Origin of the sequence: Aureibaculum marinum (assembly GCF_003813905.1) — a bacterium.
In the GTDB taxonomy this organism is placed as follows: Bacteria; Bacteroidota; Bacteroidia; order Flavobacteriales; family Flavobacteriaceae; genus Aureibaculum; species Aureibaculum marinum.
In genome coordinates this window covers 31,952-52,051 of the sequence record NZ_RPFJ01000003.1, presented here as the reverse complement: position 1 = coordinate 52,051, position 20,100 = coordinate 31,952, and the positions used below count along the sequence as shown (strand labels likewise).

The window sequence follows — 20,100 nt, the reverse complement described above, 5'->3', positions numbered from 1 at the left end:
ATTTAAAGTTTAGAAAATGTCAAGAGTTTGTGAGTTAACAGGAAAAAAAGCCATGGTAGGAAACAATGTTTCTCACTCCATGAATAAAACTAAGAGAAAATTTGACGCTAATTTAATGAAGAAGCGTTTTTATATTCCTGAAGAAGATAAGTGGATTACATTAAAAGTGTCTGCATCGGCTTTAAAAAATATTAATAAAAAAGGCATATCTGCTGTAATTAAAGAAGCCAGAGCTAATGGCTTTTTGAAAAAATAGAATACAATGGCAAAAGGTAAAGGTAATAGAATTCAGGTTATTTTAGAATGTACTGAACATAAAGAAAGTGGTAAACCAGGTACTTCTAGGTATATTACCACAAAAAATAAGAAGAATACTCCTGATAGAATGGAATTGAAAAAATACAATCCAATCTTGAAGAAAATGACTATTCATAAAGAGATTAAATAATTCGGAATTTTAGAATAAAATTTCAATTAATCATTTAGAAATTTTTAGAATAAAATTTCAAATAATATTTAAATTATGGCAAAGAAATCAGTAGCATCGTTACAAACAGGCTCAAAAAGATTGACAAAAGCAGTAAAAATGGTAAAATCTCCTAAAACAGGGGCTTACAGTTTTGTTGAAACAATTATAGATCCAACTCAAGTAAACGATTTTTTTAATAAAAAATAATCTTTTACTATAAATTATTACGAAGCTACTTTCATTTATTTGAAAGTAGCTTTTGTTTTTTATATTTGTATGGAAAGTTTAATATCAGAATTCTTTCAACCTGCTGTGCCAATAGGTGTGGTTAATAAATTAAATAAAAATAACCAATAGCATTAAACAATGAGCTTATTTAAAAAAATATTTTCGAAAGAAAAGAAGGAAACCTTAGATAAAGGGTTAGAAAAAAGTAAAACTACTTTTTTTTCTAAATTATCTAAAGCTGTAGCGGGTAAATCTAAAGTTGATGATGATGTTTTGGATAACTTAGAAGAAGTATTGGTTTCTTCTGATGTTGGTGTTGCTACAACGTTAAAAATTATTGAAAGAATTGAGGCTAGAGTTGCAAAAGACAAATATTTAGGAACTGACGAACTCAATAAGATTCTAAGAGAAGAAATAGCTGGTTTGCTAGCAGAAACAAATGTTGGTAATGAAACTGAATTTACAATACCTAAAGACAAAAAACCTTACGTTTTAATGGTAGTTGGAGTAAATGGAGTGGGAAAAACAACAACAATAGGAAAATTAGCTTCTCAATTTAAAAAACAAGGATTAAAGGTAGTATTAGGTGCTGCAGATACTTTTAGAGCTGCTGCCATAGATCAGCTACAGGTTTGGGCTGACAGAGTTGATGTGCCTATAGTAAAACAAAAAATGGGTAGTGATCCAGCATCTGTCGCTTTCGATACAGTAAAATCTGCAGTTAATCAAAATGCTGATGTGGTTATTATTGATACAGCAGGACGTTTACATAACAAAGTAAATTTAATGAATGAGCTTTCTAAAATTAAACGCGTTATGCAAAAAGTTGTTGATAATGCCCCACATGATGTTTTGTTAGTTTTAGACGGCTCTACAGGTCAAAATGCATTTGAACAGGCAAAACAATTTACTAAAGCTACCGAAGTTACCTCTCTAGCAGTTACTAAATTGGACGGAACGGCTAAAGGAGGAGTTGTTATTGGTATTTCTGATCAATTTAAAATACCAGTTAAATATATTGGTGTTGGTGAAAAGATAGAAGATCTTCAAGTTTTTAATAAATTTGAGTTTGTGGATAGTTTTTTCAAGTAATTAGTAAATAGGTTTTATTTTTTAGTGTGTGGTAAAATACCAGCCGTAATTTCTAAAACTAAACCTATTGTCAAAAAGATATTGGAGTATGTTTCTATTTTAGAAATTTTAATAATTACTCCTCATACAAGAAATAGGGTTGATTTATTTTTCATAAATTAAGTAAGTTTAAAAAAATCTCTCTAAAAAAGTAATAGAGATTCTTTCGAATCTCTATTACACTAACTCCCTTATTAAAACAAATTGATTAAAAAGCAATTGTTTTCGCAAAAATCACAATTCCCCTTTTTACTTTGATGTAAAAAAAGTCCATCCCAATGACTTAGAGTAAAGATTTGCTATGAATAAACTTTACCTCCTTTGTAATAAGTGGAAATTTAGGTAAGTAAATCAATTGGGTATGGACTATATTATACATAATGTGTTTAGCTGTGTATGTATTGTTTTAATTTGTTACAAATATAACGACATCTTGTTGATATTATTTAAAAAATATCCGCATAATTTTATAAAAAAAACCGCAAAATTTTACGGTTTAAACCGTAAAATTTTGCGGTTTTTTAAAGGATATTTTGCGGTTAAATGACGGGTATAAAATAAATTAACTGTGTAATTTAGTGAAACTAAATTAAGGGTCTATGCAAAACAGATATTCTATAATTGACGGAAGTAAATCAACAATAAATAAAATTCATAAGTTTTTTGAAAACACAGTTAACTTTGTATGTGTAGGTAGCTCAGATTGTTACAATAAATCTTTAGATACTATTTTAGAGTTTACACCAGATATTGTTTTTATTGATGTAGATTATAGTGAAGGATGTAGTAGTAATGCATTTAGTTTTGTAAATGAACTTTATAAATATGTTAGTGAATTGCCAAATATTGTTGCATTGTCAACTTCAAAAGACAAAGCGTATGATTGTATGAAAAATAATTTTTTTGATTATATATTAAAACCCGTTGACGATTTTGAACTGCGTAAATCTATTGCTAGATTAAAGTTAAAACCCAAACAAGCGTCTAATAAATTGTGTTTAAAATCATATAAAGACTATCGTTTTATTGAAATGGATGAAATATTATTTTTAAAAGCAGACAATACATCCACTGATTTTTTTATGAGTGATGGCAATACAATTAGTGCATATAAAACACTAAAATTCTTCGAAGGCATTTTACCTGAAAATTTTACCCGTATACATAATAGTTATATTGTTAATCAAAATTATGTGTCCAGAATTCACTTTGGTAAATCTAAATGTACCATTAAACAGAATAGTTTTGCCATTCCATTTTCAAAAACTTACAAAGAAAATGTGATTATTTTAGAAAAATCAATTTCTAAGAATGCTTTATTAACATTAAACTAGTATACCATTTTTTCATGTACTCTTATAAAAGGTACATTTACTTCTCTTTATAGGTCAGTTACTATAAGTACTTTAAAATTCTTGGTTAAATTTTCGTTTCGTGATAGGTTTGTAACAGAATTTGAAGCTTCAAAATCAAATTATAAAATTAATCAACCTTATACATAAAGGCTTTGTAAACCTTTTAAGTGTTGAACTTGTAATTAAATAATTAACTAATAAATAAACATTCAACCATGAAACATTTTAAAACTATTTTTGCTTTATTAATATTATCAGTTGCTTTTTACTCTTGTGATGCAGATGCTACACTAGATGAAGCTAACCAAGCCGAGTTCGATTCAAACATTTCTATGGATACAGGAGATCAAGGAAATAAAGTAGAGCAAAGAACAGAAGAGGAAGACGACTAGACTAAAAAATATTTAAATAATAAAAAAAACCTTAAACAATATGTTTAAGGTTTTTTGTTTTATATTAGGTAGATTTGTCTAATTAATATAAAATATTCTTTTGAGCAATTTAAAACTAGGTATTGTTTGTTTGTTAATAATCAGCTCGTTTATTTCTTTCGCACAGGTAAGTGATGATGAAATAAAGAATGATAGTATTTTGAAGTGGATAGAGTATGCTAGAAACAATGATTTAGAGGTGCAAAAGCGAACCTATTTTATTGATAAGGCATATAGTACTGCATTGAAAGAAAAAAACGATTCTTTAAAAAACAACTATTTTTTAAAAATTGCATATACCTACTATTGGCTAAAAGATTCAATTGGCTTTAGAAAATCGAATGCAAAATCGATTAATTTATCCATAAAATTGCGAGATTCAGTAAAGTTAGCTGCCAATTATTGGGATTTAGGAAATTTTTATGATTTAAAAGGGGTAAAAGATAGTGCCTATTATAGTTATTCCAAGGCAGAGAAATTGTATAGTTCTTTAAAAAAATCATATTATCAAGGGCTTATGTTTTTGAATATGGCAATTATTCAATCAGATTTAAGAGACTATACAGGTAGTGAAGTAACTACAATAAAAGCCATTGAATTGCTTAAACCTTTAGAGAAAGATAGGCAGTTGTATAAATGTTACAATAATTTAGGGATTATTTATAATGAATTGCAAGAGTATGATAAAGCTTTATTTTATCATGGGAAAGCGTTAGAATATCAAAAGGAAGTAAAAGGAGATCATGTTTTAAGGGAGAATTCATTAAATAACATAGGTGTTGTTTACAAGAATAATAATGAGCATAAAAAAGCAATTGAATATTACCAAAAGGGTCTAAAAAATAAAGACTTAAGAAGTTATGATGCGGAACTTTATTCTATGTTATTAGATAATTTGGCGTATAGCAAGTTGAAAATTAATGATTCGGTAGGCGTTAAAGAGTTGCTTTATGAGTCTTTAGAACTTAGGGATAGTATAGGCTTTATATCGGGACAAGCTGTAAGTAACTTGCATTTAGCAGAATTTCATGCCGTTTATAAAGATACAGTAACAGCACTTCAGTTTGCAGAAGAAGGAAAAAGAATTGCTGGAAAGTCAAAAAACCATAGAGACTTATTGGCATCACTATTGTTACTATCTAAATTGGATAAAGACAAAAGTAATTTATATTTAAAACAATATATTTATTTAAGTGAAGAATTATTAAAAGAAGAAAGAGCTATAAGAAATAAATTTACACGTATTCGATTTGAAACAGATGAGTTTATTGAAGAGAATGAATTGTTAACAGTACAAAAAAAACGTATTTTAATAATAGGTTCAACACTTTTACTATTAAGTATATTACTTTACATTATTAGAGATCAACGTGTAAAAAATGTACGTTTAAGATTAGAAAAAGAACAACAGAAAGCAAATGAAGAAATTTATAATTTAATGCTAGTACAGCAAAATAAGTTAAATGAAGGAAAAAGAAAGGAGAAAAAAAGAATTTCTGAAGAATTGCATGATGGGGTTTTAGGAAACCTCTATGGCATTAAAATGAATTTAGCTGTTTTAAATCAACAAAATAGTACTGAAGCTATTAGTAAAAGAGAACAGTTTATTGAAAATCTGTCTGAAGTAATTGATGAGATTAGAAATGTTTCACATGAACTACACGCAAACGCAATTGATGCGGACGTTGGTTATATTCAATTGGTCGAAAATCTTTTGCTAGAGAAAAGTGAAATACATGGTTATGACTATGAATTATTTGCCAATACAGACACAAATTGGTCTGAAATTCGAGGTGATATAAAAATGAATATCTATCGCATATTACAAGAAGCAGTTCAAAATATAAACAAATATGCAAAAGCCAAAAATATACGTGTATCATTGGCTAGTGATACAGACTTTATTCATTTAACTATTATTGATGATGGTGTTGGATTTAACACAAATACACAAAAAGAAGGAATTGGTATAAAAAACATAAAATCTAGAACCGAAAGACTTAGAGGTACAGTAGAGTTTATTTCTGAGTTAAAAAAAGGAACTTCCATTATTATAAAAATTCCCTACCAACGCATCTAATAATTGATTAAATTTGTTACTTAACCTTTTATTGTTATATCTTAGCATATGAAAAAGTTGATAAATACCTTGATAGTTGACGATAATCCTATGATTATTGAGGCTTATAAGAGTATGTTCAGTTATGGTGATTTGGAAGAGTATGAGATTAATATTGATATTGCTTCAGATTGTGATTCTGCAATTGCAAAAATGAAACAAGCTCTTAAAAAACAACCTTATCAGCTTTTTTACTTTGACATGAATTTACCGCCATCTTCAGATGGAAAATTCAAATCAGGGGAAGATTTAGCTTTATATGCCAAACAGAATTTTCCTAAAGCCAAAGTGGTTATTTTAACTTTAAATAATGACAATTTAAGTCTTCATAATATTTTAACCAAAATAAATCCGGATGGTTTACTAATTAAAAATGACAGTAACCCTGCTGATTTTATTGCTGGATTTAAAACCATTTTAAGAAATCCGCCTTTTTATAGTAGTACAGTTCTAAAGTACTTAAATACTATTAATATCCTTAAAGATAAACAACAGTTTGATGGCAATGATATTAAAATATTAATGCATTTAGAAAATGGTGTAATGACCAAAAATTTAACTAAGTATATTAATCTATCTTTGAGTGCTATTGAAAAAAGGAAAAGTAATATGAGAAAATTACTTGGAGTAAAAAGAGGAAATGATCAAGAACTTATAAAAGCGGCTAAAGAAAAGGGCCTTATTTAAACTGGTTTTTAAAAGAATAATAATCAAAATCTTTATTTTAAACTTCAAAAAGCTATTTTTGCATCAAAATTAGTTTTAAAATTTAATATCTTCTTTTAACCTTTACTTTTCCTAAAAAATGCGAACAAAATCAACAAAGCAAAATAAAATAAATGTAGTTACTTTAGGTTGCTCAAAAAATGTCTATGATTCTGAAGTGTTAATGGGGCAATTGAAAGCCAACAATAAAAATGTTGTGCATGAAGATGAAAATGATGATGGAAATATTGTAGTTATTAATACTTGTGGGTTTATTGGTAAAGCCAAAGAAGAATCTATAAACACAATTTTGCATTATGCTCATAAAAAAGAGAATGGAGAAGTAGATAAAGTTTTTGTAACAGGTTGTTTAAGTGAGCGATATAAGCCAGATTTAGAAAAAGAAATTCCTGATGTTGATGCTTATTTTGGGACACATGATTTACCAAATTTATTAAAAGTTTTAGAAGCAGATTACAAACACGAACTGTTAGGTGAACGCTTAACCACTACACCAAAACATTACGCATATTTAAAAATTGCAGAAGGTTGTGATAGACCTTGCTCTTTTTGTGCTATCCCATTAATGCGAGGTAAACATGTTTCTACACCAATTGAGAAATTAGTTGAAGAGGCTGATATATTGGCTAAAAAAGGAATTAAAGAATTAATTTTAATCGCTCAAGATTTAACCTACTATGGGTTAGATATATATAAGAAAAGAGCTTTAGCAGATTTATTATTGGCTTTGGTAAAAGTTGAAGGAATAGAATGGATTCGTTTACATTACGCTTTTCCTACGGGATTTCCATTAGATGTGCTTGAGGTTATGAAAAACGAACCCAAAATATGTAATTATTTAGATATCCCGTTGCAACACATAAATACTGAAATATTAAAGTCTATGAGACGTGGTACTACCCATGAGAAAACGGTAGGTTTAATTGAAAAATTTAGAGAGGCAGTGCCTGAGATGGCTATTAGAACTACTTTAATTGTTGGATACCCTGGAGAAACTGATGAAATTTTTGAAGAATTAAAAGATTGGGTAAAAGCAACTCGTTTTGATAGATTAGGAGCTTTTGCTTACTCACATGAAGAGAATACCCATGCAGCTTCTTTAATAGATGATGTACCTGAAGAGGTTAAAGAAAAACGCGTTTCAGAAATAATGGAAATTCAAAGTCAAATTTCTTTTGAGCTTAATCAAGAAAAGGTTGGTAAAACTTTTAAATGTATTTTTGATAGAAAAGAAGGGAATTACTTTTTTGGAAGAACAGAATTTGATTCTCCTGATGTTGATAATGATGTAATAGTTGATGCAAGAGAGCATTATGTCCAATTGGGGCAATTTGTAGATGTGAAAATTACCGAAGCGGGTGATTTTGATTTGCAAGGAGAGCCTGTAGCTGTCTTGTAATAAATTGTATTATGACAACTTTTTTTTAGTTTATAGGTTTAAAACCCTAAGAATTTTATTCTAAATTTTTCAAAATTTATACCTTATTTGAAATGAAAAATTTCATTAATATTTTTTAGTATGAAGTGTTAATTGTAGGTTGATGACTCATTTTTTTTACTTAATTTTATCTTATGATAGAAGACGATTGTACTACACAAATTCCTTTTGCCAAAACAGGCTATTTTTCTGATATTATTTGTGATTTTCTTAATCAAGATGAGAAGATAAAACCTTTTTATTCAAACTTTGCAAATGTAGAAGGGTTTAACAAACAAATTGAAATTAAGCGTAATTCGAGGTTAGTTTCACAAGGATCACGTAATAGGCTAGTTAAAGTTCTTACAAATCAATATCAGAATACAAATTCATCTGAGTTAACTCAAAAAAACATTCAACTTCTTAAAGAAGAAAATACTTTTACTGTAACTACAGGACATCAATTAAATTTATTTACAGGACCATTATATTTTTTGTATAAAATTGTTTCTACTATAAATTTATGTGAACAATTAAAGACTGAATTTCCAAAGCAGAATTTTGTTCCTATCTATTGGATGGCAACAGAAGATCATGATTTTGAAGAAATAAATTACTTTAATTTTAAGGGGCAAAAAATAACTTGGAATACTGAAAGTAAAGGTGGTGTAGGTAGGTTATCTACAGAAGGGTTAAGTGAAGTGGCTAAGGTATTTTCCAAAGCTCTTGATGGTTCTAAAAATGCTGAATTTTTAACAGAGTTATTTATAGAATCATATTTAAAACACAATTCCCTTACAGAAGCTACTAGATATTTAACAAATGAATTATTTAAAAACTATGGCTTAGTTATTGTTGATGGTGACGACAGAGAATTGAAAAGTCAATTTGTTCCTTTTGTAAAAGAAGAATTGTTAAATCAAACTAGTTTTAATAAGGTTTCTAAAACAATTGAAAGGTTAAGTAAAAATTATAATATTCAAGTTAATCCCAGAGAAATTAACTTGTTTTATTTGACAGATAATATTAGAGAACGGATCGTACTTAATAATGGAATATATAGTGTTTTGGATAATGATATTACTTGGAGTAAAGAAGAAATATTGAAAGAAGTTATAGACTACCCTGAAAGGTTTAGTCCTAATGTAATTTTACGACCATTATATCAAGAAGTTATTTTGCCTAATTTGTGTTATATCGGTGGTGGTGGTGAATTGGCGTATTGGTTAGAGCTTAAAGATTACTTTCAAGCTGTAGAAGTGCCGTTTCCTATTTTACTATTACGTAATTCGGCTTTGATTATTTCTAAAAAGCAACTAGAAAAGGCTGAAAAATTGAACATTTCTATGGAAGAATTATTTCTCAATCAACATGAACTAGTTAGCCAAAAAGTAAAGGAAATATCCGAAATAGAAATTGATTTTTCAAAACAACGAAACTATTTAGAAACTCAATTTAAAGATTTAGAAGAATTAGCAAAAAAAACGGATAAGTCTTTTATTGGAGCAGTAAAAGCTCAAAAAGTTAAACAATTAAAAGGCTTAGATAATTTAGAAAAAAGATTGCTTAAAGCACAAAAAAGAAAATTAAACGATCATGTTAATCGTATTAAAGAACTACAGAATCAATTGTTTCCGAACCAAAGTTTAGAAGAACGTCAACGAAATTTTTCAGAAATGTATTTGGCCCATGGAGAAAAATTGATTCCAACTTTAAAAGCTAAATTGCAACCTTTGGAAGGAAAATTTTCTGTTATAAAGTTGTAATTGTATCTTTATTATAACAGACCACAAATTTTTAAGGCCTTTTCATATGCTTTTGCTCTAAAATCTGTATTGTATTTAGGCAACTCAGAAGGAAAAATCCATATTAACTCATCAAATTCATCATCTTGAGGGATAAGTTTAATAGATGGATTGTAAATAATTTTAACAATATTTAATTCTTGTCTTTTAAAAATGTACTTTTCCTCATCTGGATATACATATCCAACAGTTTCGTTGTAACTTTGGTCTATATCTCTTGTGGTAATAGTAACACCCAATTCTTCTTTGAGTTCTCTTATAATACCGTCTAAAAAATGTTCTCCTTGTTCAAGTCCACCTTGTGGGAATTTATATCCACCATCCCTAGGAGACGAACCTATTAATACTTTACCCTCTTCATTTACAATAACGGCCATTACGGCTTTTCTTAGTTCTTGTTTCATTTTTGTATTTTAATAATAAAATTCAAAGTTATTTATAAAATATATCTTTCATTTTTTTTGTAATTTTTATTAAATTAACTTATTTCTTTAAATTAAGAAATAGTATTATCCATTACAAAGATAATAATGGGCGTAAAAATATATTTTAATAAAACATAAAGAATTAATGTAAATTAAATTTATTAAACTCAATTTGTAAAATTCTTATAAGATGTTTTAAACAATTTATAAACAATTAATAAAACCAACTTAGAATTTAAGAATTAAATTTTATTTTTGCGGATGCAAGAAAAAGTACTCATTTTAGATTTCGGTTCACAAGTAACCCAGCTTATTGCTAGACGCATTAGAGAGCTAAATATATTCTGTGAAATTTTTCCGTTTAACAGCGATAAATTCAATGTTGAAGATTACAAAGCAGTAATTTTATCAGGTAGTCCCTGTTCTGTAAACTCACCAGATGCCCCACATACGGATTTATCAAAAATAAAAGGTAAAAAACCATTATTAGGTATTTGTTATGGAGCCCAATATTTGGTCAAGTTTTATGGAGGTAAAGTAGGAGCATCGAATACCAGAGAATTTGGTAGAGCTAAACTTTCTTATATAGATCATGAAATTCCGTTTTTTAATAAAATTAATGAGGGCAGTCAAGTTTGGATGAGTCATTCAGATACTATATTAGAGTTACCTGATGGTTATAAAAGTATAGCAAGTACTGAAGATGTTAAACATGCAGCTTTCAAAATTTTAGGAGAAGATACGTACGCTATTCAATTTCATCCAGAAGTGTATCACACTACTGATGGTAAGCAATTGCTAGAAAACTTTTTAGTAAATATAGCTAATGTAGCTCAAACTTGGACACCAGATTCTTTTGTAGATTCTACGGTAGAAAAATTAAAAAAACAATTGGGTAATGATAAGGTGGTTCTAGGATTGTCTGGTGGTGTTGATTCAACTGTAGCTGCAGTATTACTAGATAAGGCAATTGGTAAAAATCTATATTGTATTTTTGTAAATAATGGTTTATTACGTAAAAATGAGTTCGAAAGTGTTTTAAATCAATACAAACACATGGGGCTTAATGTTAAAGGAGTAGATGCTTCGGCACGTTTTTTGAAAGCCTTGGAAGGAATAACAGAACCTGAAAAAAAACGAAAAGCCATAGGAGGCACTTTTATTGAGGTTTTTGATGATGAAGCTCATGCTATTAAAGATGTAAAATGGTTAGCTCAAGGAACTATTTATCCAGATGTAATTGAATCGGTATCTGTATCAGGAGGCCCTTCTGCAACTATAAAAAGTCATCATAATGTTGGAGGTTTACCAGATTTTATGAAATTGAAAATAGTAGAACCTTTAAGGATGATTTTTAAAGATGAGGTAAGAAGAGTAGGGAAGTCTATGAAAATTGATGATGAACTATTAGGTAGACATCCTTTTCCTGGGCCAGGACTAGGTATTCGTATCTTGGGTGATATTACAGCAGAAAAAGTAAGAATTCTACAAGAAGTTGATGCCATTTTTATTAATGGTTTAAAAAAATGGAATTTATATAATGATGTATGGCAAGCAGGAGCAATGTTACTTCCAGTAAATTCTGTTGGTGTAATGGGAGATGAGCGAACCTACGAAAAAGTTGTAGCTTTGCGAGCTGTATCTTCAACAGATGGTATGACAGCAGATTGGGTAAATTTGCCTTATGAATTTTTACAAGAAACGTCAAATAAAATTATTAATGGTGTTAAAGGCGTTAATAGAGTAGTTTATGATATTAGTTCTAAACCACCAGCAACTATAGAATGGGAATAGAATAATTAGTTTAGAATTTTACGATGGATTGTTACGGAATTTAAAATTCTATCAGTTTTACCTAATTTAATTGAATAAAATAAAAAAAATGAATAAATTAATTTTAACGGTAATATTATTTCTTTTGGTTGTGTTTAATGCATTTTCTCAAGAGAAAAAATATGTAACCCATCAAGTTAAAAAAGGGGAAACAGTATTTAGTATTACACAACAATATGCAATTTCAAAGGCAGATTTTCTTAAGTTGAATCCTGATATTAAAAATGATGAAGTTAGTATAGATCAAATTGTAATTGTACCTAATAAAGCATATAATATTGTACCTAACATAGATGATGGAGACTATGTTTTGGATGGATATTTATATCATAAAGTGTTGCCAAAGGAAGGATTTTATAGTTTAAGAAAAGAATATGGGGTTAGTAAACGTACATTAAGAAAACATAATGACGTTCTTAAAATTGATGATTTAAAAGTAGGACAGGTAATAAAAATACCTTTAAAAGAAGGATATGAAATTGATGCCGTTGAGGTAAAAAAAGAAGATACTTCAATAAAACCTTATTTGGTTAAAGCTAAAGAAACCAAATATATGATTGCAAGAAGATATGGTATTGAAGTAGAAGATTTGGAAAGTATGAATCCACAAATAAAAGAAGGATTAAAAGCTGAAACTATAATACAAGTACCAAATAGGAAAGAAATTTCCGATGCTGTAAATGAAGACAGTATAATGTATCAAATTGAAAAAGGAGAAAACCTTTTTAGATTAAGTCAAAAGTTTAACGTTCCTCAAAATCAGTTATTGGAACATAACCCCGAATTAAAGGATGGTGTTAAAGCAGGAATGGTTATAAAAATTCCGAAAAAGATAGCATTTGACAATAGTAAAATTTTTATTGAAAATATTACTTCTAATAAAGTAGTAAAGGTAGCAATTATGTTGCCTTTTACTACTAATAAAAGTAAGTTAGATTTTGACACAGATAAATTATTAAATATAACAACAGATTTTTATCTAGGAGCTGAAATGGCTTTAGATTCTTTAAAAAAACAAGGGGCAGATATTTCAGTAAAAGTGTTTGATACAAAAAATAAACTAACTGAGGTTTCTACTATTTTAAAAACAAATGAGTTTAATGATGTTGATGTTATTATTGGTCCAATGTTTTTAAATAATGTAAAATTTGTAGCACAAAGTTTGGGTAATCAAAATACAGCTATTATTTCTCCAGTTTCTTCAAAAAATCATGATGGTTTTGCTTCTAAAAGTACTATACAAGACGCTCCTTCAGAAGATCTATTGGCTAAAAAAGTATTAGACTATGTAAAAGATAATTATAAAGGACAAAATTTGATTGTAATAAAAGACGATGTTCCTGAAATTCAATGGAAATACAATAAAGTCATTAATGATTTAAAAAACATTGATTCTTTAGGCAACCTAAGTGTTTTAAGTCCTGAAAAGGGATATATTAGACCAAATTTTTTTAAGAAAAACATACAAGATAATAAAGAAAATTGGGTAATATTACTGACCGATAATCCGTCCGTAACAAATGACGTGGTTCAAAATTTAGGTGTATTTCCAGAAAAAGTTAATATTACAATGTTTGCATTATATCATAATGGAAATTTTCAAAAATCTACAAATCATCATTTGGCTAGAGTTAATTTGCATTATGCAACCTCTAATTTTGTAAATGAAAATGACACAAAAGTTCAGCAATTTATTAAAAAGTATAAAGCAATAAATTATCTAGATCCTACCGAATATTCTTTTAAAGGTTTTGATATTACGTATGATGCTCTGGCTCGTATAATTACATATCCAATAGTTAACCGTGCCTTTTCAGGGGGTATTTCTGAAAGAATCTCTAGTCGATTTATTTACAACAAAAGGGGAAATAAAGGATTTAAGAATGAAGGCATTTATTTGGTAAAGTATGACGGTCTTAATTTAGTAGATGTCGAAAAATCCAGTACTAGTGTCCTGTTAGAAGAATAACTTATTACTTTGATAATATAATTTAAAAAAGCTTGAAATTAATATTTCAAGCTTTTTTTATGAACATAATACCTATAAACTTAAAGATTAAAAAAGGGGAAAAACCCCCTATTAACGACGTAGTAATTTTATTACCTTGTAAGTCGCTTATAATTAGTAAAATTATTTTAAAATTAGAATTTATTCTTTTTAAAATAATTAACTAAACGTATTTAAAAAGTAAGAGGTAATGAATCCAAACAAAGAAATAATTGTTAGGTTAATAATGATTACTCTTTGGTATTGGAGAGGCGATTTTTTTTCTGAATTGGGGCCAGAATTAAGAATTTAACATTTAAAATTTGGATCCAATATACCAATACCACGTTCTACAATGCATTTGTATCCTATTAGTGGTGCAGCAAGTAGAGTAGGTAAAAATGAAACCGCATAGGCATACAAATATGCAAATTATTCAGGCGTTTATGTTGGTGTTGATTCGAGTCCCGAAATTGCCGCTAAAATTACCATCTGGTGCAAAGAGTATTGGAAAGCTTGTCATCCTTATTCTTCTGGCGGGGCTTATTCTAATTTTATGATGGATGAGGGACAAAATTGTATTAAAGCAAGTTACAAACATAATTACCCTCGTTTGACTGAAATAAAAAGGAAATATGACCCAAATAACTTTTTTTCGGTAAATCAGAATATCAAACCAACTTGCTAAATTAAAAAAATAACTAATTAACATTAATAAACTTAAAATTATGAAAACAAGATTAACATTAGCATTTATAATGCTTTTCGGATTACTTATGACAAACAGTTATGCACAAGGAGATCTTATTAAGGATGAATTTCCTGAAGCGAAGCAAGAAATAATTGAAATCTTTGGTGAAATAGCTCAAAGTCTCAAAGATGGAGACATGGATAAATTAATAGGTTTTCATGCCTATGGTTCAAAGTTTACAGAATTTAAAAATGGAGAGCTTCGTAATGGTGGAGAAGCCAATGAAGCGTTTGAACGTGAAGTATTTGGAGCCGTTACCGAAGTAGTAAAATTTGATGCAAAAGATATGCAAATAGCTGTTTATGGAGATGTGGCCAATGTGACATTTCATTCTGATTTTCATTTAAAATTTGGTGAAGATTTAGTAGTTGTAAATGATCAGATTACTCTGCTTTTTGTTAAAACCAAAAAGGGATGGAAAATAGTTCATGAACATCATTCTCCATTAAAAAAGGAAGTAGATAAAAATTGAAATTGAAAAATTTTAGTTTAGAAAGAAAAAAACCAGAGAAGTTTACTTCTCTGGTTTAATTAAATTATAAATAATGGTCAACCTATATCAGGAAGACTTAATAATGTAATTAATTATACCAACATGGTAACAGGATTTTCAATATATCCTTTAAGAGTTAGTAGAAACTGAGCTCCCGTAGCTCCATCAACAGTTCTGTGATCACAAGCTAAAGTCAATTTCATGGTATTACCAACAACAATTTGACCGTTTTTAACAATTGGTTTTTGAACAATAGCACCAACAGATAAAATCGCAGAATTAGGTTGATTTATAATTGAAGTAAAATCAGTAATTCCATACATACCTAAATTAGAAACAGTAAAAGTACTACCTTCCATTTCTTGTGGTGTTAATTTTTTATCTCTTGCTTTGCCAGCATATTCTTTTACTTTTGCACCAATTTGTTGTAAGCTTTGTTCATCAGCAAATTTTAGTACAGGTACTAATAAACCATCTTCAACAGCAACTGCTACACCAATATGTACATGTTTATTGATACGCATTTTGTCATCAAACCATTGAGAATTTACTTGAGGATGTTGTTTTAAAGATAAAGCTACAGCCTTAACAACCATATCATTATAAGATATCTTAGTGTCAGGTACAGAGTTAAATTGCTCTCTAAAAGCTATGGCATTGTCCATATTGAATTCTACATTCAAATAGTAATGTGGAGCTGTAAATTTAGATTCTCCTAATCTACGAGCAATTGTTTTACGCATTTGAGAGTTTGGTATTTCTTCAAAACTCTCTTCTCCAGTAGGTACAAAAGGCATTGTAGATAATCCACTTTGGCTAGGTGTAAAGTTTTCTACATCATTTTTTACTATGCGTCCACCAGTTCCAGTTCCTTTAACTTGAGCAAGATTAATACCTTTTTCTTTTGCTATTTTTTTTGCTAAAGGAGAAGCTATTATGCGTCCTCCAGAAGTAGAAGTTGTAACATTTACTTGCTGAGAAGGGGCTGGTTCAGATTTTTGAGCAAGTGCGGGAGTACTTTTAGGTTCTTCTTTTTTAGCAGCAGGTTTTTCTTCTTTTTTAGCATCATCATCTTTTGAAAAAGCTCCAGATTTAATAGCGGTTATTAATCCACTAATATCTGTATCTTTTTCACCTACAACAGCTAATACGCTATCAACAGCCGCAGTTTCTCCTTCATTGATTCCAACGTAGAGTAAAGTGCCTTCATAAAAAGACTCAAATTCCATGGTAGCTTTGTCTGTTTCTATTTCAGCAAGAATATCTCCTTCTTTAATGCTATCACCTTCCTTTTTTAACCAAGTTGCTACCGTTCCTTCTGTCATGGTATCACTTAAACGAGGCATGGTAATAATTTCTACACCTTCAGGAAGATTAATGTCAGAACTGCTAGATTTAGATTCTTCTTTAGTTTCTGTTTTTTCTTCTTTCGCACCACTTTCAACAGACTCTTCTTTACGGTTTAATAAATCAGAAATATCTTCACCTTCTTCACCAATAATAGCCAACATTGTATCAACTTTTGACGTTTCGCCTTCTTGAATTCCAATATAAAGTAGAGTGCCTTCATAAAAGGACTCAAATTCCATCGTTGCTTTATCAGTTTCTATTTCAGCAAGTATATCGCCTTCACTAACTTTATCGCCAACTTTTTTTAACCATTTAGCTACTACACCTTCTTCCATGGTGTCACTCAAACGGGGCATGTTAATTATTTCTGCCATAAATTTAATTTTAAAACTTTATTCTTATTGCTTCGTTATATTTTTATAATCTATGTTTAAGAAATGGATAATCTTCCTGTTCGTAAACTACATCATATAATAATTGTTTATTTGGATAAGGAGATTCTTCTGCAAATTTTTCACATTCATCAACTTTATCTTTAACTTCTTTATTTATTGCTTTTATTTCATCATCAGTAGCATAATTTTCCTTTTTTATTACATCTAAAACCTGAGTAATAGGATCAATTTTCTTGTATTCTGCAACTTCATCTTTGGTTCTATAACTTTGAGCGTCACTCATAGAATGCCCTCTATATCTGTATGTTTTTACTTCTAAGAAGTAAGGTCCATCTTTTCTCGCATGTTCAATTGCTTCGTACATGGCTTCTGCAACTTTAACAGGGTTCATTCCATCTACAGGTTTACTAGGCATGTCATAACCTAAGCCTAATTTCCAAATATCTTCGTGATTTGCTGTACGTTTTACTGATGTTCCCATAGCATAACCGTTATTTTCTACCACAAAAACTACAGGAAGTTTCCATAGCATAGCCATGTTAAAAGTTTCATGTAAAGATCCTTGTCTTGCTGCACCATCACCAAAGCAAGTCAATGTTACAGCATCACTTCCTTTGTATTTATCAGCAAAAGCAATTCCGGCACCTAAAGGAATTTGACCTCCAACAATACCATGCCCACCATAAAAACGGTGTTCTTTAGAAAAAATGTGCATTGAACCTCCCATACCATGTGAAGTTCCAGTTTCTTTACCGTATAATTCAGCCATAACTCGTTTAGGATCTACGCCCATACCAATAGGTTGAACGTGATTTCGGTAAGCGGTAATCATTTTATCTTTAGTTAAGTCCATAGCGTGTAAAGCTCCTGCCAACACAGCCTCTTGTCCATTATAGAGGTGTAAAAAACCTCTAACTTTTTGCTGAATGTAAACTGCAGCTAATTTATCTTCAAACTTACGCCAAAAAAGCATGTCTTTGTACCATTTAAGGTAGGTCTCTTTAGTAATTTCCTTCATCTTGTTAAAATGTAATAGTTACAAACTTAGTTACAAAAATACTATTTTAAAGGTAGTTCTAAAAGAAACAATTGATTTTTCTTTTAGTTGCTTAAATTTGGTCAATAATCTCAATTAAAAGGAGTATTTTTGTAGTATTAAAATATTTTAATTTTTTTCTTTTTTTATTTTCCATCTGTTTAGTTTCCAGTGCTTTTGCTCTGATTTGTTTAAAAAAGTCCATGCCACAATTCTAGTTGATTTGTTGCTAGTTCCCATTGGTATTATTTTAACCTCAATGGCCTCATATTTATCAAGTATTTTATAAATTTTTTTAAGATTTGATTGTTTTGATACTAAAGTGGTAAACCAATAACAGTTTTTAGAGAACTTTTTACTTTCTCTTACCATTGTTGCGATAAATTTAGACTCTCCACCATCACAAATTAATTCATCATAAATTCCGGAGAAATTAAGTTGTGGGTTTGTAACTTTTTTACCTGATAAATTTTGAACTTTTCGCAATGTTCCTTTCTGAGCTTCTTTAATTGAAGCATGAAACGGAGGGTTGCAAAGAGTAGAGTCAATTATATCATTATGAGTAAGTATTCCATAAAAAATATCTTTAGGATTTTCTTGAATTCTTAAATTGATTTTGCCTTGAAGAATTGAGTTTGAAGTAATAATATTTTGTGAAGTATCTATGGATTTGGAATTAATGTCTGACCCAATAAAATTCCAACCGTATTCAATAACACCTATTATTGGATAAATACAGCTGGCCCCAACGCCCACATCTAAACAAGTAATTTTGTCTCCAGTAGGGATTTTTCCAAAATTATATTCGCATAATAAATCTGCAATATAATGGATGTAATCTGCCCTTCCAGGAATAGGAGGACATAAATTTTTATCTGGAAAATCCCAATACTTAATTCCATAATAATGGTTTAATAAGGCTTTGTTTAAGTTTTTTACTGCTTTTGGGTTTGAAAAATCTATTGAAGCATTGCCATATTTATTTGGCTTTACAAAAGATGTTAATTCTGGATTTATTTTAACCAATGCTTTTAAATCATATCGGTCTCTGTTTTTATTTCGAGGATGTAAATTAGATTTTATAGAATTGGTTTCTTTTGAGTCCATTTTAATTGATGTATTATAAACGCAAAAATATGGTAAATAATTGACAGCATCGTGATGGTTTAAAACACCATATTTTTTATAAAGTAGTAGTTTGAAATTTGAATATAGCTGAACCTTAAGTGATAAATGTTTGTGCACTTATTTAAGGAAACAAAATATATAAAATATAAAAGCTAAATTATTTTGAGTGTTATAGTCTTTTACGAATTGGCTATAAGTGTCTTTGTTCAAATTTTCTTTTTGTTCTAATTAGTTGATATCTCATATCATCGTAAAATAAGCTAAGGAATAGAATTATTGCAGCAAATATTAAGGTGTTTAATTCTAGTTGTAGTCTTGAGTAAATGAAACCACCAATGATACCTCCCATAAAGAAAAAGCAAATAATATAAATACGAAGTTTTATAGTTGCTTTAATTTTATCGGGATTTGGATGTGTGTGGGGGAAAAATAATTGAGAGAGTTCAATTCCTAAATCTGTAAAAAGACCTGTAAGATGAGTAGTTCTTACAATAGCATTAGATATTTTGGTCACAAAAGAGTTTTGAAGGCCCATTGCAAATAGTAAAGCACAAACAATTAAGTCGGTATATTTTACAATACTAGTATTACCTATAACTGCAATTGATACTAGTATTAAGCCTTCAATTATTGTTGGTAAAACAAAAATATTGAGTTTTTTATTTTCTTTGAATTTTTCAATTAAGAAACTAGATATAAAAGAACCAAAGAGAAAGGAAAAAATATAGAGAAAGTAAATGGTACCTTTCCAAACCTCAAAATTAGCAACATCACTGATAAACAGAGCAAAATGTCCAGTTACATTGGTTGTTAATTGATTAAAAGCTAAAAATCCTGTCACATTCACAACTCCTGCAACAAAGGACAAAATTGTGGCAATTCGCAGATTGTGTTTTAAAGTTCTGCTTTTACCTTGATGTCTAAACATTTTATTTTCATTTTATTTTAAAAGCTGAATGTGAAAAAAAATTTTAAAAAAGAAGGTCAAACACATTTTATTAAAAATAACTACTTAAAATAA

19 protein-coding genes are annotated in these 20,100 nt (G+C 29.2%); 14 read left to right on the top strand and 5 right to left on the bottom strand.

Features of this window, described 5'->3' with window-relative positions:
- Positions 1-16 precede the first annotated feature (16 nt).
- The 10 genes from rpmB (at position 17) to bshC (ending at position 9,642) form a co-directional block, all read left to right on the top strand.
- Entirely contained in the window at positions 17-256 is a 240-nt protein-coding gene (rpmB, locus tag EGM88_RS03210; protein WP_123896535.1) for a 50S ribosomal protein L28, read from the top strand.
- Between the two features lie 6 nt (positions 257-262).
- A complete protein-coding gene (gene rpmG, locus EGM88_RS03205) occupies positions 263-448 on the top strand; it encodes a 50S ribosomal protein L33 (RefSeq protein ID WP_123896534.1) in 186 nt (61 codons plus the stop codon).
- A gap of 75 nt (positions 449-523) precedes the next feature.
- Positions 524-676: a DUF4295 domain-containing protein gene (locus EGM88_RS03200; protein ID WP_123896533.1), complete on the top strand. Its 153-nt coding sequence runs from the start codon at positions 524-526 to the stop codon at positions 674-676.
- Positions 677-835: 159 nt separating this feature from the next.
- Positions 836-1,789: a signal recognition particle-docking protein FtsY gene (gene ftsY / locus EGM88_RS03195; RefSeq protein WP_123896532.1), complete on the top strand. Its 954-nt coding sequence runs from the start codon at positions 836-838 to the stop codon at positions 1,787-1,789.
- Between the two features lie 638 nt (positions 1,790-2,427).
- Positions 2,428-3,162 carry a LytR/AlgR family response regulator transcription factor gene (locus tag EGM88_RS03190; protein WP_123896531.1) on the top strand — a complete coding sequence of 245 codons (735 nt, stop codon included), beginning with the start codon at positions 2,428-2,430 and terminating at the stop codon, positions 3,160-3,162.
- 236 nt (positions 3,163-3,398) lie between these two features.
- On the top strand, positions 3,399-3,575 hold the full coding sequence (locus EGM88_RS15725; protein ID WP_162497536.1) for a hypothetical protein: 177 nt from the start codon (positions 3,399-3,401) through the stop codon (positions 3,573-3,575).
- Positions 3,576-3,675: 100 nt separating this feature from the next.
- Positions 3,676-5,694 (top strand): tetratricopeptide repeat-containing sensor histidine kinase, encoded by a 2,019-nt coding sequence (locus EGM88_RS03185; RefSeq protein ID WP_123896530.1) that lies wholly within the window; start codon positions 3,676-3,678, stop codon positions 5,692-5,694.
- A 48-nt stretch (positions 5,695-5,742) separates the two neighbouring features.
- Positions 5,743-6,420: a helix-turn-helix domain-containing protein gene (locus EGM88_RS03180; RefSeq protein ID WP_123896529.1), complete on the top strand. Its 678-nt coding sequence runs from the start codon at positions 5,743-5,745 to the stop codon at positions 6,418-6,420.
- A gap of 118 nt (positions 6,421-6,538) precedes the next feature.
- Complete coding sequence (rimO, locus tag EGM88_RS03175; protein ID WP_123896528.1) at positions 6,539-7,858, top strand: 30S ribosomal protein S12 methylthiotransferase RimO; 1,320 nt, start codon at positions 6,539-6,541, stop codon at positions 7,856-7,858.
- 173 nt (positions 7,859-8,031) lie between these two features.
- Positions 8,032-9,642 (top strand): bacillithiol biosynthesis cysteine-adding enzyme BshC, encoded by a 1,611-nt coding sequence (gene bshC, locus EGM88_RS03170; RefSeq protein ID WP_123896527.1) that lies wholly within the window; start codon positions 8,032-8,034, stop codon positions 9,640-9,642.
- 11 nt (positions 9,643-9,653) lie between these two features.
- Here bshC and EGM88_RS03165 read toward each other — a convergent pair whose 3' ends face one another.
- Positions 9,654-10,085, bottom strand: a complete 432-nt coding sequence (locus EGM88_RS03165; RefSeq protein WP_123896526.1) for an NUDIX domain-containing protein — start codon at positions 10,083-10,085, stop codon at positions 9,654-9,656.
- A 282-nt stretch (positions 10,086-10,367) separates the two neighbouring features.
- Between EGM88_RS03165 and guaA the strand changes: the two genes are divergently transcribed.
- From guaA to EGM88_RS03145, 4 genes are all read left to right on the top strand, one after another.
- Complete coding sequence (guaA, locus tag EGM88_RS03160; protein ID WP_123896525.1) at positions 10,368-11,900, top strand: glutamine-hydrolyzing GMP synthase; 1,533 nt, start codon at positions 10,368-10,370, stop codon at positions 11,898-11,900.
- An 88-nt stretch (positions 11,901-11,988) separates the two neighbouring features.
- On the top strand, positions 11,989-13,908 hold the full coding sequence (locus EGM88_RS03155) for a LysM peptidoglycan-binding domain-containing protein (protein ID WP_123896524.1): 1,920 nt from the start codon (positions 11,989-11,991) through the stop codon (positions 13,906-13,908).
- Positions 13,909-14,398: 490 nt separating this feature from the next.
- Positions 14,399-14,614 carry a BBE domain-containing protein gene (locus EGM88_RS15970; protein ID WP_317126531.1) on the top strand — a complete coding sequence of 72 codons (216 nt, stop codon included), beginning with the start codon at positions 14,399-14,401 and terminating at the stop codon, positions 14,612-14,614.
- 40 nt (positions 14,615-14,654) lie between these two features.
- Complete coding sequence (locus EGM88_RS03145; protein ID WP_123896523.1) at positions 14,655-15,149, top strand: YybH family protein; 495 nt, start codon at positions 14,655-14,657, stop codon at positions 15,147-15,149.
- 113 nt (positions 15,150-15,262) lie between these two features.
- On the opposite strand, the gene EGM88_RS03140 is transcribed toward EGM88_RS03145, so the two are convergent.
- The 4 genes from EGM88_RS03140 to EGM88_RS03125 form a co-directional block, all read right to left on the bottom strand.
- Positions 15,263-16,894 carry a pyruvate dehydrogenase complex dihydrolipoamide acetyltransferase gene (locus tag EGM88_RS03140; RefSeq protein ID WP_123896522.1) on the bottom strand — a complete coding sequence of 544 codons (1,632 nt, stop codon included), beginning with the start codon at positions 16,892-16,894 and terminating at the stop codon, positions 15,263-15,265.
- Positions 16,895-16,937: 43 nt separating this feature from the next.
- Positions 16,938-17,933, bottom strand: coding sequence for a pyruvate dehydrogenase (acetyl-transferring) E1 component subunit alpha (pdhA, locus tag EGM88_RS03135; protein ID WP_123896521.1), 996 nt, complete (start codon positions 17,931-17,933; stop codon positions 16,938-16,940).
- A 147-nt stretch (positions 17,934-18,080) separates the two neighbouring features.
- The gene (gene rlmF, locus EGM88_RS03130) at positions 18,081-19,058 is read right to left on the bottom strand and encodes a 23S rRNA (adenine(1618)-N(6))-methyltransferase RlmF (RefSeq protein ID WP_123896520.1); all 978 of its coding nucleotides are present in this window, start codon (positions 19,056-19,058) and stop codon (positions 18,081-18,083) included.
- Positions 19,059-19,269: 211 nt separating this feature from the next.
- A complete protein-coding gene (locus EGM88_RS03125) occupies positions 19,270-20,007 on the bottom strand; it encodes a YoaK family protein (protein WP_123896519.1) in 738 nt (245 codons plus the stop codon).
- Between the last annotated feature and the right edge of the window lie 93 nt (positions 20,008-20,100).